Source organism: Microcoleus asticus IPMA8, assembly GCF_013179805.1.
Lineage (GTDB): Bacteria > Cyanobacteriota > Cyanobacteriia > Cyanobacteriales > Microcoleaceae > Microcoleus > Microcoleus asticus.
Map to the genome: position 1 here is coordinate 51,047 of NZ_SRRZ01000005.1, position 13,355 is coordinate 64,401.

The window sequence follows — 13,355 nt, forward strand, 5'->3', positions numbered from 1 at the left end:
TCCTTTTACTGTTTCATTCAGATGTGTTCATCCTATGAGTAAAAGCAAGGGTTTTGAATACACAGACCTCGCAATTTATTGCCTAATCCTCCAAAGCCCTAGTTTAGGAATGGCTCAAGATGCTCTATGATGAGCAAAAGGAAATGGTTAAATCAATCAAAAAACTAGCATGGCGATTGAAATGCTCAACCAAGTAATAAATCAAGATGCGATCGCTAATCAGTGTCAAGAACTGGCGGGATTGCTAACTCGGCACACCGACGGCAAGGGAAATGGTTTTCATAAAACAGACATAGACAAACTGGAATTTATGCGAGAATCTTCTGTTTCCGCCGCACTGCACGGTGTCTATCAACCTATTCTCGCCATCGTCATTCAGGGCAAAAAAGAAGCCTTGCTGGGTGAGGAAACCTATCGTTATGGCGCGGCTCAATATCTTGCGATCTCAGTTGATTTACCTCTGAGTGGATTTGTTGTAGAAGCAACTCCAGACAAACCGTATTTAGGATTCAAGCTGAATTTAGACCCACGCCAACTCTGCGATATTATCACTGCCCAAACCCAGCCAAGCGCAAGCAAGAAAGAAAACTCTGTCAGAGGCTTATTCGTCAGCAATGCCGATGCGCCGTTGCTCGATTGCGCCCTCAGACTGACACGACTTTTGGATACGCCGCAGGATATCCCGATGCTGGCACCGATGATTATCCGCGAAATCTATTATCGTCTTTTAATGGGTGAGCAAGGCGAAGCTGTCCGCCAAATCGCCACATCTGGCAGCAATATGCAGCGCATCGCCGAGGTACTCAAACTGATTAAAACTGATTTTGCAAAACCGATGCGGGTTGAGGATTTGGCAGGACAAGCCAATATGTCTCCTTCATCTTTCCATCACCATTTCAAGGGAGTTACATCGATGAGTCCACTTCAATATCAAAAGCAATTAAGACTATTAGAAGCACGTCGCCTGATGCTTGCTGAAAACTCCGATGCGGCAAATGCTGCCTATCAGGTGGGTTATGAAAGCCCCTCACAGTTCAGCCGCGAATACTCTCGTATGTTTGGTGCGCCGCCGATTAAAGACATTGAGCGTTTGCGTACTGCTTGAGCGTAACTGTTTCGACTATATTGGTTTTGTTCCGTTAATACAAGTGGAGGATGAAAGCAATGGAATATAGCGGTACATGGCGGATCGCAGAGATGGCAATGTGGGATAGTGATTATTTGGACATGGAAGTTGAAGCCTATATCGAGATTGATGAAACAGGTTCAGGAGAATTTCAATTCGGTTTAGTATCAGGTCAAATTGACGGCGAAGTCGTAAAAGATGGAAAGGATCAGCGATTTGAGTTTACATGGGACGGTAATGATGAGAACGATCCTGCATCTGGTAGCGGTTGGCTCAAATTAAAGGATAAAAACTCGGTAGATGGTCGAATCAAATTGCACCAAGGCGACAGTTCTAGTCTTGTTGCAAAACGCATGAAATAGGCAATCAGCGATCGCACTATTGGTTGCGCGATTTTTTTGATCGCAGATGAACGCAGATAAAATACCATCTGCGTTCATCTGTGTTCCGAAGCTGATATCTGCGGTAACAAAATCCAAATCTAACCAATAACCAATAACAACTGACTTAGGTTTCTCATGAAGGATTAATCGCAAACTCGCCCTCACTATCAACCTCTGCCGCACTTGTCACTACATCCAAAAACGCAAACACGGCCGGAACTAACAGCGCATCCCTCAAAACAGCCACCCCAATTACTCTCTCAAAATCCGCCGGCAAACTGCAAACTTTTACCGAAGCAGGTATCGGTTCTGCGGCCAAACGGGGCAGAATTGCTGTACCCAAACCTTGCATCACCATACTGACAATAGTTGAATCTTCGCTGAGTTCGTAACCGATATTTAAGGGAAACCCGGAAGTTGTCAAATATTTGCGAAGCGGTATCGAACAAGGATTTTCGGCCGGCTGCAAAATCAGGGGATAGTTCGCTAATTCTTCCCAGGTAATCTTAGCACTTTTACATTGTCCGTTCGGCGGCAGCAACACAACATATTTATCCCGCAAAATTTCTCTAGTTTCAAATTCATTAGAGATGGGAAGAGAGACAAAGCCGATGTCTGCTTTGCCCGAGCGCAAAGCTTCTTCCACAGCTTGAGTATAATAAACTTCGGTAATGGTGACCGCAATTTTGGGAAAGCAACTGCGAAATTTAGCAATAATACCCGGTAGGATATGAGTTGCGACACTCCGAAAAGTAACTATCCGTACCTGGCCTCCCTGCAAGCCTTTTTCTAAATCCGCTTCTTTGACCATCATTTCTAAGGCGCAGGCTATTTGACGCCCGTGAAGCAGCACCCTTTCCCCCACCGGCGTCAGTTGAGCACCGTGTCGCCCCCGGTGGAACAGTTGCACTCCCAATTCTGTTTCTAAAGAGGCGATGGCGTGGCTGACTGCGGATTGGGACAGTTCCAATTGCAAAGCCGCCTCGCTAAAGTTTTCACAGTCTGCTACTGCTAGCAAAGCCTGAATTTGAGAGAATTTCATCCGCCGCGTATTGATTTCGTTCATAGCGTTTGTGCCAGTAGTACCCAAATTGTCACAAGGGCTTCGATCTATCGATTTTATTCATACAACCTATGCAAGCAATGCTTTGATTGTCAATGGTCGCAGAGTTAAAGTTAATTTATCAGGCAACAGATAGACTTTAACCAAACTTGCACGACAACAATATTGTGCTGTATTTGCGATGAAAACATGGCATATTTCAGCTATTATTTGTAATTTTTTGGTGCAATTTTTGGAGTATTTATAACTAAAAGGTGTTGGCTATGTCTACTGGCAAAAATCAGATCGATACCCCAAAAATGAAAGTTTTTTCGATGGCCGATCGAGCAAAACCTTCCGAAAAACAGAAAGGGCAATCGCTCTTTTGGGTTATGAATCAAATTTGGCAGTTTTTCATAGTCGCCACTGCTGGCCCAGACGAGCTAAGAATTTGGCAAACCTCAGATAATGATGGTAACACTTGGTGGCACGGTTGCGATCGAGCTACAGGTCGCTCTACTTGTGTGGCAACTGAGGATGAAATGCGCGCTTGGCTCGATCGGCGTTACTGCCAATAGTCGATTGTCGCTTGTATGGAACCGGGTTTATTTAGGTTGTTTGCCGTCATCAAAGGAATTGGTGAATCCGCCGCTACAAAATTTGGCAAATGCAAAGATTTCAGTGATGAGGCAATAATTGTGAATTTTTGATTTTTGATGGTTTAATTTCAAAGGAGATACTATGCTTCAAAGAATTTCCGAGTTAGCAGCGCCCGTTAGCGGAGCCCTCGAAGAGGATCGCATTATTCTAATGGAAAATGAGGTATACAGATTGCCTCAAACTCATCGAGAACTTCAAGTTTTGTCAGGAACTGCTTGGATCACGCTTGACCAACAGGACATCATTTTGCAAAGCCAGGAAAAAGCATCGCTTCCACCTAGCAAAAACTTTGCTGTCATATCCGCTCTCAACAATATGCCGCTGATTCTGACAGTCTGGCAAGACAAAAACCCAGCCAGAACCTAGGGATTGAGAAAAAATTCGGCAGGAGCACCCCAAAAAGCTCTATCTTAATAGTTATCACTTGGCTATTGGAGGACTCGATCGGTGCACTGCCGCTCTTACCACTTCAGCTATCTCGCAGCTATAAGTATTGTTTTATGGCCGGCACTCAGCTTGCTGGCAATTTCAGACGCTCGGGCTTATACCCCAATTATAAATGCGAGGCGCGCCCAAGCGAGCGATTACGCCCAAGCAACAGACCCTAAAACGCAAGCAGACAAACTCTTTGAAACAGGAGTAAAACAGTACCGCGAGGGTTTGTTTCGAGAAGCAATTCAGACTTTTGAGCAAGTTTTGGCAATTCGCAAGCAACTAGGCGACAAACCGGGAACCGGAGAAACCCTCAATAATATGGGGGAAGTTTATGCTGAAATGGGTTCGCAGCCCAAAGCTTTGGAAGTTTTGCGGCAAGCTTTAGTCATTCACCGAGAAATTGGCGAAGGGCTTCGTATCGCGCGCACTCTAAATCTCATAGGTTTCGTCAACCGGGTTGCGGACAATTTTTCCGAAGCGATGAAACTTCACCAAGAAGCTTTGGAACTTGCCAAAACTGCCAACGATCAAATTGGAATTGGAGAATCTCTCCACAACATCGCGGCCGTGTACGCAGAACAGGCAGATTACGCCAAGGCGATCGAATTTTACCAACAAGCCCGCACGATTCGCACTACTTCCGGCGATCGCCGCGATTTAGGCCGTACCCTCAATAACATGGGCGGCGTCTATTACAACATCGGCGACTTTAATAGAGCGATGGAATTTTACCACCAAGCTTTAGCAATTCGCCGGGAAATCGGAGATAGGGCTGGCGTCGGCCGCCTCCTCAACAACATGGCACTTACCTCTCGCAAACTCGGCAAAGATACTCAAGCGCTGATCTATTTTCAGCAAGCGATACCAATGTTAGAAGCAATCGGCGACAAGACAAGTATCGGACGCTTGCTCAACAATATGGGCGCGATTTATGAAAGTCTCGCTCAATATAGCAAAGCTCTCGAATCCTACGAGCGAGCTTTGAAACTTGCTCGCGAGGGCGGTGACAAAGCCGGAGAAACTACAGCGATGGAGGGTATTAAGCGATTGTCTTCCAGTCAGCTTGTGCCGCAATAATGACAGTTAAGCGGTTCGGCTTCTCGGGTGAAGATTGGAAAAGATAGACTTTGGCGATTGGTGGGCAAGAATCTGTCAGTAGTTGCATCATGTGTTGCCAAAAATACATGGCTCAAAAAGAGGAAAAAGGCTTGAGGGGCGCTATAATTTGATTAATATCGCGATCGAAAGGTGGAATATGCAAAGCTCCATTCTGCTGAGCAGCGAAGAAGTTGCAAGGCGTGCCGAGAAGCTCTACGATGAGCAAATCCGTCAAGAAGTAGAGCGAGAAGAGAATATCGGCAAAATGGTTATTATTGATATCGAAACAGGCGATTACGCAGTAGACAAAATGGGTTTAGAATCAGCACGGCAGTTGCGGAAAAAGAATCCGAACGGTCGGTTATTTGGGATTCGGATTGGGTACAAGGTGGCGGCTGCAATTGGTGGAGTGATGGAGCGGGTTTCAAAGTGATTTCCGGAATCGTAACGGATAGGCACGCGACGGTTTCTGTAGTATTTCGTCTGCCCGATCGACCCGACATTACAATTGAATTTGTGATAGACACAGGATTTACCGACTTTCTCTGCTTACCTCTGGAAGTTGTATCCATCTTGGGGTTGCCTTTTGAGTACAATATGCGTGCGAATCTGGCTGACAATAGCAATGTAGTGCTTCCGGTACATACCGCTACGATTCTTTGGAATGCAGAGGAGCGAGATGTTCGCGTACTTGCAACAGGAGCAAGACCGCTACTTGGAACTGCTTTGCTGGATGGATATGAACTGGTTGTACAGTTTACAGAAGGTGGACTGGTTACTATTGAAGAGTTGTAAGTTTTTACTAATTTAATAAATTTAAACTATGGATATCCGTACCGAAAAGCCAGAAGATTTAGAGGCAGTTCGCCAAGTTAATATTGCGGCATTCGGGCGAGAAAATGAGGCCAACTTAGTCGATCGATTGCGGGGAATAGCAGCTACATTTTCATTCGTTGCCGTCCAATCCGATCGCATTGTCGGACAACTTTTCTTCAGTCCAGTTGCGGTCGCAGGAAAATGTTCCAGCAATTTGTCGATTCTGGGGTTGGCACCAGTCGCAGTTCTTCCCGAATACCAGCGCCAAGGTGTAGGAACGCTGCTGATCCAGCAGGGTTTAGAAGAGTGCAGGCGATCGCGATTTCAGGCAGTGGTTGTGCTGGGCGATCCAGATTTCTATTCGCGTTTTGGGTTCGTTCCTGCTAGTAGCAAGAGCTTGAAATGTGAATATGATGTGCCCGATGAGGCTTTTATGGTTTTGGAGTTAGAAAGTGGAGCTTTGCAGGATTGCAGCGGAACGGTGAAGTATCGATCGGAGTTTAGTCTATGCGAGTGACGAAGCGGCAGTTTTTCTGATGATGTATCGTACAACCAACATTACACAATTGACATTTAGGAGTCAGAGTGGAAAGCGGTTGTGCTGTACTTGCCTTTGTGAAGCATAAAACTTGCACAACTATTGCCCAGCAAACTTATTTAAACGCCCCCTTTTCCCCTCTCCACCTTTACACCCTGCAATCCAAAAATCGGAGTTTGAGCAGATTTCCCCTTCAGAGAAACATCTCCCAAAGCCTCGCAAATAAAGTTTAGCTCGATCGACTCACACACCCTTTCAGCAATCAAAATTTGGTTTTCCCCCGCCTTGCTCATCAACCGAGCCGCCGTATTCACCGTATCGCCAAGGATATTAAACTCCCTGCGCCCTCGGGGTTCCCCAACCTCAGCAGCAAACACCGGCCCCAGGGATAGCCCAATTTGACAGCTTACTTTTATTTCTTGACCCCCGATAATTACCGGAGGCAAAGCTGCAATCATATCTCGGATTGCAATCGCCGCACTAGCCGCGCGGCTGGTGTCATCCGTGTGAGCGTCGGGCACGCCAAAATAAATCAGCATATCCGAACCCTCTAAGTGCGCCGTTACTTTTTGCAACACGCCCCCTTTCGCTGACACTACAGCATCAATCGACGCAAACACCCGAGAAAAACTTACTACCAGATTGACTTCTTCCTCCGGCGAAGCTTTGTCCACAGACTCCGGTAAACCAATCAAGTTGACAAACATCACCGTCGGTTCAGGAAAATCCGGCGGGATTTTCCGCCTGTCAGCATTTTCCACCAGCAGCCTCAGAATGGCTTTGGGAATATAACTAGCAAGGGGTTCAAGCCGCTTGACAGATTCCCCGATTTCTTTTACCAAGCCCGAAACGCTGCGATCGAGCAACACCGAACTCGGCATCCGCCGCCGAGTCAAAGTGATATCATACTCTCCGAGTTTATCGTCCGTTAAATCGTCCGCCACCAAAAAATAACCCGGTTTCCCGGATTCAAAACGAAATTCCTCTCCCAAAGACTCTTTAGCAGTTTCAGTCAAACACACCCGCCCCACAGTCCCAGAACCCTCAGCTTGCTTGGCTTGCTGGACTGAATGCCCCAGCAGTACGTAAGCCATCCGCTGCGGGGTACCAATGTCAGCACTAATGTAGCGGCCGCAGTGGATGCCCACCCGCATCTTCAAAGACAAAACACCCCGCGCCGTTTCAATATTGGCAAATTCAGCCATAGCCCGCTGCATCCGCAAACCCGCCCGCACCGCCCTCGCTGTATCCTCTTGGTGAATTCCTGACAGAAACTGCACCAGCATCGCATCTCCGGTAAACTCCAGCAAGTCCCCGCCCGATTTGCTGACAATTTCAATCATCGAGGCAAAATAGTCGTTAATCACCCCCAGCAGCGTTTCAGCTCCCTTGCGCCCCTCGGCCGCATTCGCTTCCAACAGCGACGTAAACCCGGCCAAATCCGTGAACAACAAGGTGCCTGTTTGCCACTGGTAGCGTACCTCGCCCGGGTCGGGCGGAGATTCGGACACGGGTCTGGGTACGTAGTCGTGGAGGATGTAGCGGAGAGTGCGCAGGTGATCGAAAACCGCCATTAGCGTTGCGGGGGACGGATCTACCCACGCAGCAGCGTACAGTTGGGCGGAAAGGAGCGATCGCAGCCGCAGTTCGATCGCAGCTAAGGGAGGATTGTAGGTTAATCTATTAATAATTTCCACCTAGTCTATTCTTAAAAAATAAGGTAAGTTCGATCGCTCTAGAGGCAACACAAATAGCTCGACTTAATACCATTATGATAAGTTTCCCGTGAACCCATACCAACCTAACCCAGAACCCACGATAGAAACTTCCGAAAGTCACAGTTTGCTAGCTCCCGATTTGATCAAAGCTGCTCGATCGGCCTATGGTATGTATCTAAAAGTGCATTCCGACCAGATGCAGCGTCCGGCCGGTGTAGTTGTCAGTCAAGGCAGCGATCGAGGTCAGCTAATTTTTGCTTCGCAGCCCGTTTTGTTGCCCGGTGAACGTTTTGTTACTTTTGACGAAATAGAATCTCAAATGTATTAATGAGTAATTGGTAATTGGTCATTAATCATTGGTAACTAATATTATGTCCGCTCAAACGCTCGCAATAAAATAGGTTTCTAGTGCAGGCCTAAGTTTTCAGGATTTTATGAAAACTTGCATTCTTGACTATTAACACCTTTTATGATTGGTAATTGACCGGACACGATCTAAAAACTAACAACTAACAAGTGACACATAATCACAGTCAACAATGAACAGTCAACAGACAACTTAATGGAAATAATTTTTAATTGCCTTGTCACGGCGATCGTCTTTATTGTCGGATCTGCTATTGGCAGCTTTCTAAATGTGGTAGTCTATCGGTTGCCTGCGGGTTTGTCGGTGATACACCCTCCTTCTCGCTGTCCCAAATGTTTAAATCAACTCAGAAGTTACGAAAATATACCCGTTTTCGGTTGGTTGTGGCTGCGGGGACGCTGCAATCACTGCCGCAGTCGCATTTCTGCCCGTTATCCCCTGGTGGAAGCAGCTACGGGTTTGCTGTTTTTGCTAATCTTTTGGCGGTTTGGCGTAACAGTGCAAACTCTGGGTTTTTGGGCTTTGTTTAGCTGGCTGTTGGCTTTGTCTTTGATTGATTGCGATACAATGACTTTGCCTAATTCTTTAACTCGATCGGGTTTGGTGCTCGGATTGGTTTTCCAGGTGGCGAAAGGTTGGTGGCCGACATTTAGTCCGATCGACTCGGTACACTATCTGGTACTCGACGGGATCGCGGGAGCAGTTGTCGGGTTGTGGCTGTTTGACGCGATCGGACTCGCCGGGACGATCGGTCTGGGGCAGAATGCTATGGGCGCCGGAGATACCAAATTGGCCGCCTTGATGGGAGCTTGGCTGGGCTGGAAATACTTGCTGCTAGCGGGATTCATCGCCTGTGTAGCCGGGGCTTTTGCCGGTGGCGGGGCGATCGCTCTGGGGTTGCTCGATCGGCGTCAACCCATGCCTTTCGGCCCGTTTCTGGCTCTCGGTGCAGCACTTACTGCTCTGTGGGGCGAAGCCATCTTATCTACTTACTTGCAGTTGTTTTTCCCTAATTTTAGTTTCTGATCTGCCGGTAGTCTAGCGATCGAACTTAATAATATCGGTTCATAAATTGGTAAAATTGTCCCGTGTCTTGGATTACACTTAAAACCACTAGCTTTCGCTGGGAAGCGGAATTAATGCAGCAGCTCCTGGCTGCTCATCAAATCCCCGCCCGGATTGTAGACTTGGGCATAGCATCTTATTTGGGTGCTGGAAGTGCTACAGCCCTGCAAGTTCTTCCAGAACACCAGCGAACAGCATCGCTCCTCATCAGTCCAGTTGAAGATGAGCCAGAATCTGGTGATTAGTCATTAGTCATTAGTCATTAGTCACTAAACAACTAGCAATTGACAACTAGCAACTGACAACTAACAATTACTAATTACCAATTCCAAATTACCAATTACCAATTACCAATTACCAAGTTTTAATGTCTCTATTTGATTGGTTTGCAAATCGACGAAAATCAGTACCGAACTCCCAAGAACGGCCGGAACGAGAAATTGCGGACGGACTTTGGAATAAATGCGAAGCTTGCGATGCCCTGAGTTATACCAAAGACCTGCGAGCAAATCAAATGGTTTGCTTGGAATGCGGGCATCATATCAGAGTTTACAGTGACGATCGCATCGAGCAGTTGATCGATCCCAATACCTGGATGCCCATTAACGAAGGACTGCACGCCACAGATCCCCTAAAATTTCGCGATCGCAAAAAATATAGCGATCGACTGCGAGAATTTCAAGAAAAAACAGGCCACCTAGACGCCGTAGAAACAGGCATCGGCAAACTCGAAAATTTGCCAGTCGCCCTCGGAGTCATGGAATTTCAGTTCATCGGCGGCAGCATGGGCTCAGTAGTCGGAGAAAAACTGACTCGCCTCATCGAACACGCCACGCGGGAACGCTTGTCCGTGCTCATTGTCTGCGCTTCTGGCGGTGCGAGAATGCAAGAAGGAATGCTCAGCTTGATGCAAATGGCTAAAATTTCCGGGGCTCTGGAACGCCACCGGGAAGCGAGACTGCTTTACATCCCGATTTTGACCCACCCGACCACCGGCGGCGTCACCGCCAGTTTTGCCATGCTGGGAGACATTATAATTGCAGAGCCAAAAGCTACTGTAGCCTTTACGGGCGGCCGGGTAATCGAGCAAACTCTGCGCGAAAAGCTGCCGGAAAATTATCAAACTTCCGAATACTCCTTCGCCCACGGTTTTGTAGACTTGATCGTACCCCGGACTCAATTAAAGAAAACTCTCGGTCAGCTCATCAGCCTCCACCAGCCCCAGCCGTTCTTGGCAGGCTCGGAATTGTCCGCCCTCGATGGCAGCGACGGCCACGCTGTGCGCCCGCAGACTCACGCTTTCAAGCTTTCTCCCTAAGCAGCAACGCCGGATGATTGTCTGTTGGTAAGTCCGGGGGAGAGACGAAAAATTTCTGAGCAATTGCTCAAAACCCGGTTTCTCGCAAAAATATTGAGTTTGGTAGCGAGACATTCACGCAGACACTAGGTTTTGAGCCCCGCGCGCAAGTCCTATTGGTAATAACGACGCAGCAGTGGGATGATATTGATCGGAAGTTGATTGGCCCTGAAGTTGGGCTGGGCAAAAATGCCTAGTCGCAGTTAGCGGTTAGTTAGCTGGCGATCGAACAAGATCTCAGAACAAACTAACAGAACAAGCTAACAGCGCTTTCTGAAATTGTCCGGCTTTCAGTTAATAGCCGTCAACTCAATTTTGACCTGTCAGCGACCTAAAAATTATGGGTTTTGCAGACCTGTCCATCGCAGAAATAGCAGAGGACTTCAACGTCCCTGTTGAAGACGTGATCCGCTTGTGTGACGAGTTGGAAATTGCCTACAAGCACCCTCAAACCCGTTTGGCTTTGGAGGATGTTAAGGCAATTATGTCTACTCTCGAAAAAAGGCGCGACTCAAAACTTCTTGCAGATTAGATCGCAAAATTCCTCTACCTTTAAAGGTATGGCTGCACTAACTTTCGCCAGTTGTTGCAGAAAGAGGGAATTTTGAACAGAAATCTGTTTGCCAGCTATGCTCTCTTAGCGTTCAATAATTTGCCGGATTTTTTTAAGGAGAACCATGCTTAAAAGATACTTAATTGCTCTGACCGCTGTATTCTTGACATTTCAGTTATTTGTCAGCAGTGCGATGGCTGTCGAACTGAGTCCTGAACTTCGCACTGTGACTTTGAATGACAAGGGTGCTCCGGTAGTGCTGAGCCTCAAACAAGTTCAGCAAGGCAAACGCCTGTTCAATTCGGCTTGCGCTCAATGTCACGCTGCGGGCATGACAAAAACTGACCCCAACCTGAATTTGAGCCCGGAAACTCTGGCTTTGGCCAACCCGCCCCGGAATAATATTGAGTCGCTGGTGGACTTTATGAAAAATCCCACCACTTATGACGGGTTTGAGGAAATTTCGGAAGTGCATCCGAGCATGAAGAGCGCGGATATTTTCGCTGAGATGAGAAATCTCTCGGATGACGATTTGTACGCGATTGCCGGTCACATTCTGTTGCAGCCGAAAATTGTTGCCAAGCAGTGGGCTGGTGGCAAAGGCGCTCGCTAATCGATTTTAGATTTTAGATTTTGGATTTTGGATTGGGGATGGAGCTGGGGTTTGGCAAGGATTGCTGGCTGGCTGTTTTTCTATCTAAAATCTGAAATCTAAAATTTACCCCCTGCTCATTGATTCTCGCCAGTCGAACCCGCCGACTTAAGCTTGTGGACTGGTTGAGGGCGACGAAAGCCAGAGTGAAACAAGAAAATTCGATTTTGCGAGCAAATGTTAGTGAATTATTGACAGTTCTACGCCCTTATGCTGCATCGTAGTGTTTTTGTCTGCTTTCTGTTGGGGATGTTAATTATTTTGCCGCTCGTGCTGTTGGCTCCTCAACCTGTTTTGGCTGCTGGCGATTCTTACGTGAATAGGTATTTAGAAGCCAGCGAACCTGTGCCTTTGGAGTTGGACTCTCAGGGGAATACTCGGTTGTTTTCGGCTCAGGATTTGTCTGCGGGCAAGGTGTTGTTCGAGCAAAGTTGCATGAATTGTCACGTCGGAGGAGCTAATTTACCAGATCCCACGATATCTCTGTCTTTGGCTGACCTGAAGGGGGCAACCCCTCCCCGCAACAACATCAATAGTTTGGTGGCGTTTCTGAGAGAACCGATGACTTATGACGGTACTGAGGAGAGTTTTTGGTGCCGCCAAGTCCCGGAAAGCTGGATGCCGCAGGCAGAAATCGAAAATTTGGCGGCTTTTGTGATCCGGGCCGCTCAGAAAGCTCCGGCCTGGGGCGTGGAGAATTTTGAGAGTTGAACTACCGCTGCAAAAAAGTGGTAAATTACTCGGGAGAACGCGATGCGACTGCGCGATCGCGCCTGTTTTAACAGGTAAAATATCTAAAGAATCACCCTTTCCGTGTCCATTAGAGGAGAACTGCGTTGAAAAGACTCTTATCGATCGCCCTGTTAGCGTTCGCAATTTTTACCGTCGGCTTTGGCCGCCCTGCTTTGGCAGGAGATGCTGCTAAAGGAGCTAAAATCTTTAGCTCAAACTGTTCTGCTTGTCACATCGGTGGCGGCAACGTGGTTATGGCCATGAAAACCTTGAAATCGGCTGCTCTTGAGAAGTACGGCATGAATTCTATCGAGGCTATTACCACTCAGGTAACTAAGGGCAAAAATGCTATGCCTGCTTTCGGTGCCAAGTTGAAGCCCGAACAAATCGAGGATGTAGCAACCTATGTGCTCGAACAATCTCAGAAAGACTGGAAAGGCTAAACTGCCTCTTTGAAGTCGGACAAGCTGGGCGGGCTTGATTTAATTTAAAACTTGTCCTCCCGATCGCACCCTCTCTCTCTCTTTGGCGAATAAATGTCGGTTTGCAGCGATCTTAACCTGTTTGGGAAAGATCGCCAGAAATCGGATTTTTATTAGCCCAAGGGCGAGGGAGGGTAATTCGATTTTAGATTTTAGATTTTAGATTTTAGATTGAAGATTGAAGATTGAAGATTGAAGATTTTAGATTTGAAATTTGAGATTGCTAAATGCTGACTTTGGATAAATTGTTCAGCACCTTACATTAACAAGGCTTACACATGGGGGCTAGAAACTCGGTTTATACGAAAAATCCTGGGTTTTAATTAGAGAA

Annotated in this window: 18 protein-coding genes; 16 read left to right on the forward strand and 2 right to left on the reverse strand. The window is 47.2% G+C overall.

Features of this window, described 5'->3' with window-relative positions:
* Nucleotides 1-169: 169 nt before the first annotated feature.
* The gene (locus E5S67_RS02315; RefSeq protein WP_172185081.1) at nucleotides 170-1,105 is read left to right on the forward strand and encodes an AraC family transcriptional regulator; all 936 of its coding nucleotides are present in this window, start codon (nucleotides 170-172) and stop codon (nucleotides 1,103-1,105) included.
* 59 nt (nucleotides 1,106-1,164) lie between these two features.
* Nucleotides 1,165-1,488: a hypothetical protein gene (locus E5S67_RS02320; protein ID WP_172185180.1), complete on the forward strand. Its 324-nt coding sequence runs from the start codon at nucleotides 1,165-1,167 to the stop codon at nucleotides 1,486-1,488.
* Nucleotides 1,489-1,642: 154 nt separating this feature from the next.
* Here E5S67_RS02320 and E5S67_RS02325 read toward each other — a convergent pair whose 3' ends face one another.
* Nucleotides 1,643-2,575 carry a LysR family transcriptional regulator gene (locus tag E5S67_RS02325; protein ID WP_172185083.1) on the reverse strand — a complete coding sequence of 311 codons (933 nt, stop codon included), beginning with the start codon at nucleotides 2,573-2,575 and terminating at the stop codon, nucleotides 1,643-1,645.
* 260 nt (nucleotides 2,576-2,835) lie between these two features.
* Between E5S67_RS02325 and E5S67_RS02330 the strand changes: the two genes are divergently transcribed.
* From E5S67_RS02330 to E5S67_RS02355, 6 genes are all read left to right on the forward strand, one after another.
* Nucleotides 2,836-3,129 (forward strand): hypothetical protein, encoded by a 294-nt coding sequence (locus E5S67_RS02330; protein WP_172185085.1) that lies wholly within the window; start codon nucleotides 2,836-2,838, stop codon nucleotides 3,127-3,129.
* Nucleotides 3,130-3,292: 163 nt separating this feature from the next.
* Nucleotides 3,293-3,577: a hypothetical protein gene (locus E5S67_RS02335; protein WP_172185087.1), complete on the forward strand. Its 285-nt coding sequence runs from the start codon at nucleotides 3,293-3,295 to the stop codon at nucleotides 3,575-3,577.
* An 81-nt stretch (nucleotides 3,578-3,658) separates the two neighbouring features.
* On the forward strand, nucleotides 3,659-4,723 hold the full coding sequence (locus tag E5S67_RS02340) for a tetratricopeptide repeat protein (protein WP_172185089.1): 1,065 nt from the start codon (nucleotides 3,659-3,661) through the stop codon (nucleotides 4,721-4,723).
* Nucleotides 4,724-4,901: 178 nt separating this feature from the next.
* Entirely contained in the window at nucleotides 4,902-5,177 is a 276-nt protein-coding gene (locus E5S67_RS02345) for a hypothetical protein (RefSeq protein WP_172185091.1), read from the forward strand.
* Entirely contained in the window at nucleotides 5,174-5,539 is a 366-nt protein-coding gene (locus E5S67_RS02350; RefSeq protein ID WP_172185093.1) for a clan AA aspartic protease, read from the forward strand. The genes E5S67_RS02345 and E5S67_RS02350 overlap by 4 nt, the downstream gene beginning before the upstream one ends.
* A gap of 28 nt (nucleotides 5,540-5,567) precedes the next feature.
* A complete protein-coding gene (locus tag E5S67_RS02355; RefSeq protein WP_172185095.1) occupies nucleotides 5,568-6,077 on the forward strand; it encodes a GNAT family N-acetyltransferase in 510 nt (169 codons plus the stop codon).
* Between the two features lie 140 nt (nucleotides 6,078-6,217).
* On the opposite strand, the gene E5S67_RS02360 is transcribed toward E5S67_RS02355, so the two are convergent.
* Nucleotides 6,218-7,795, reverse strand: a complete 1,578-nt coding sequence (locus E5S67_RS02360; RefSeq protein WP_172185097.1) for an adenylate/guanylate cyclase domain-containing protein — start codon at nucleotides 7,793-7,795, stop codon at nucleotides 6,218-6,220.
* 88 nt (nucleotides 7,796-7,883) lie between these two features.
* Between E5S67_RS02360 and E5S67_RS02365 the strand changes: the two genes are divergently transcribed.
* The 8 genes from E5S67_RS02365 (at nucleotide 7,884) to petJ (ending at nucleotide 12,985) form a co-directional block, all read left to right on the forward strand.
* Nucleotides 7,884-8,144 carry a hypothetical protein gene (locus tag E5S67_RS02365; RefSeq protein ID WP_172185099.1) on the forward strand — a complete coding sequence of 87 codons (261 nt, stop codon included), beginning with the start codon at nucleotides 7,884-7,886 and terminating at the stop codon, nucleotides 8,142-8,144.
* A 234-nt stretch (nucleotides 8,145-8,378) separates the two neighbouring features.
* Entirely contained in the window at nucleotides 8,379-9,209 is an 831-nt protein-coding gene (locus E5S67_RS02370) for a prepilin peptidase (RefSeq protein ID WP_172185101.1), read from the forward strand.
* A 62-nt stretch (nucleotides 9,210-9,271) separates the two neighbouring features.
* Nucleotides 9,272-9,493 (forward strand): hypothetical protein, encoded by a 222-nt coding sequence (locus tag E5S67_RS02375; protein ID WP_172185103.1) that lies wholly within the window; start codon nucleotides 9,272-9,274, stop codon nucleotides 9,491-9,493.
* 122 nt (nucleotides 9,494-9,615) lie between these two features.
* Nucleotides 9,616-10,566, forward strand: coding sequence for an acetyl-CoA carboxylase, carboxyltransferase subunit beta (gene accD, locus E5S67_RS02380; protein ID WP_172185105.1), 951 nt, complete (start codon nucleotides 9,616-9,618; stop codon nucleotides 10,564-10,566).
* 379 nt (nucleotides 10,567-10,945) lie between these two features.
* Complete coding sequence (locus E5S67_RS02385; RefSeq protein ID WP_006633443.1) at nucleotides 10,946-11,137, forward strand: hypothetical protein; 192 nt, start codon at nucleotides 10,946-10,948, stop codon at nucleotides 11,135-11,137.
* Between the two features lie 145 nt (nucleotides 11,138-11,282).
* Nucleotides 11,283-11,771 carry a photosystem II cytochrome c-550 gene (gene psbV, locus E5S67_RS02390; protein WP_172185108.1) on the forward strand — a complete coding sequence of 163 codons (489 nt, stop codon included), beginning with the start codon at nucleotides 11,283-11,285 and terminating at the stop codon, nucleotides 11,769-11,771.
* 249 nt (nucleotides 11,772-12,020) lie between these two features.
* Nucleotides 12,021-12,521: a photosystem II cytochrome PsbV2 gene (gene psbV2, locus E5S67_RS02395; protein ID WP_172185110.1), complete on the forward strand. Its 501-nt coding sequence runs from the start codon at nucleotides 12,021-12,023 to the stop codon at nucleotides 12,519-12,521.
* Nucleotides 12,522-12,646: 125 nt separating this feature from the next.
* A complete protein-coding gene (gene petJ / locus E5S67_RS02400; RefSeq protein ID WP_172185112.1) occupies nucleotides 12,647-12,985 on the forward strand; it encodes a cytochrome c6 PetJ in 339 nt (112 codons plus the stop codon).
* Nucleotides 12,986-13,355 lie beyond the last annotated feature (370 nt).

Bases quoted from the DNA above. Each gene is read 5' to 3' on its own strand.
- psbV (WP_172185108.1), top strand. From the start codon at position 11,283: ATGCTTAAAAGATACTTAATTGCTCTGACCGCTGTATTCTTGACATTT.
- E5S67_RS02345 (WP_172185091.1), top strand. From the start codon at position 4,902: ATGCAAAGCTCCATTCTGCTGAGCAGCGAAGAAGTTGCAAGGCGTGCC.
- E5S67_RS02330 (WP_172185085.1), top strand. From the start codon at position 2,836: ATGTCTACTGGCAAAAATCAGATCGATACCCCAAAAATGAAAGTTTTT.
- E5S67_RS02335 (WP_172185087.1), top strand. From the start codon at position 3,293: ATGCTTCAAAGAATTTCCGAGTTAGCAGCGCCCGTTAGCGGAGCCCTC.
- E5S67_RS02320 (WP_172185180.1), top strand. From the start codon at position 1,165: ATGGAATATAGCGGTACATGGCGGATCGCAGAGATGGCAATGTGGGAT.
- E5S67_RS02385 (WP_006633443.1), top strand. From the start codon at position 10,946: ATGGGTTTTGCAGACCTGTCCATCGCAGAAATAGCAGAGGACTTCAAC.
- accD (WP_172185105.1), top strand. From the start codon at position 9,616: ATGTCTCTATTTGATTGGTTTGCAAATCGACGAAAATCAGTACCGAAC.
- psbV2 (WP_172185110.1), top strand. From the start codon at position 12,021: ATGCTGCATCGTAGTGTTTTTGTCTGCTTTCTGTTGGGGATGTTAATT.
- E5S67_RS02315 (WP_172185081.1), top strand. From the start codon at position 170: ATGGCGATTGAAATGCTCAACCAAGTAATAAATCAAGATGCGATCGCT.
- E5S67_RS02370 (WP_172185101.1), top strand. From the start codon at position 8,379: ATGGAAATAATTTTTAATTGCCTTGTCACGGCGATCGTCTTTATTGTC.
- E5S67_RS02325 (WP_172185083.1), bottom strand. From the start codon at position 2,575: ATGAACGAAATCAATACGCGGCGGATGAAATTCTCTCAAATTCAGGCT.
- E5S67_RS02355 (WP_172185095.1), top strand. From the start codon at position 5,568: ATGGATATCCGTACCGAAAAGCCAGAAGATTTAGAGGCAGTTCGCCAA.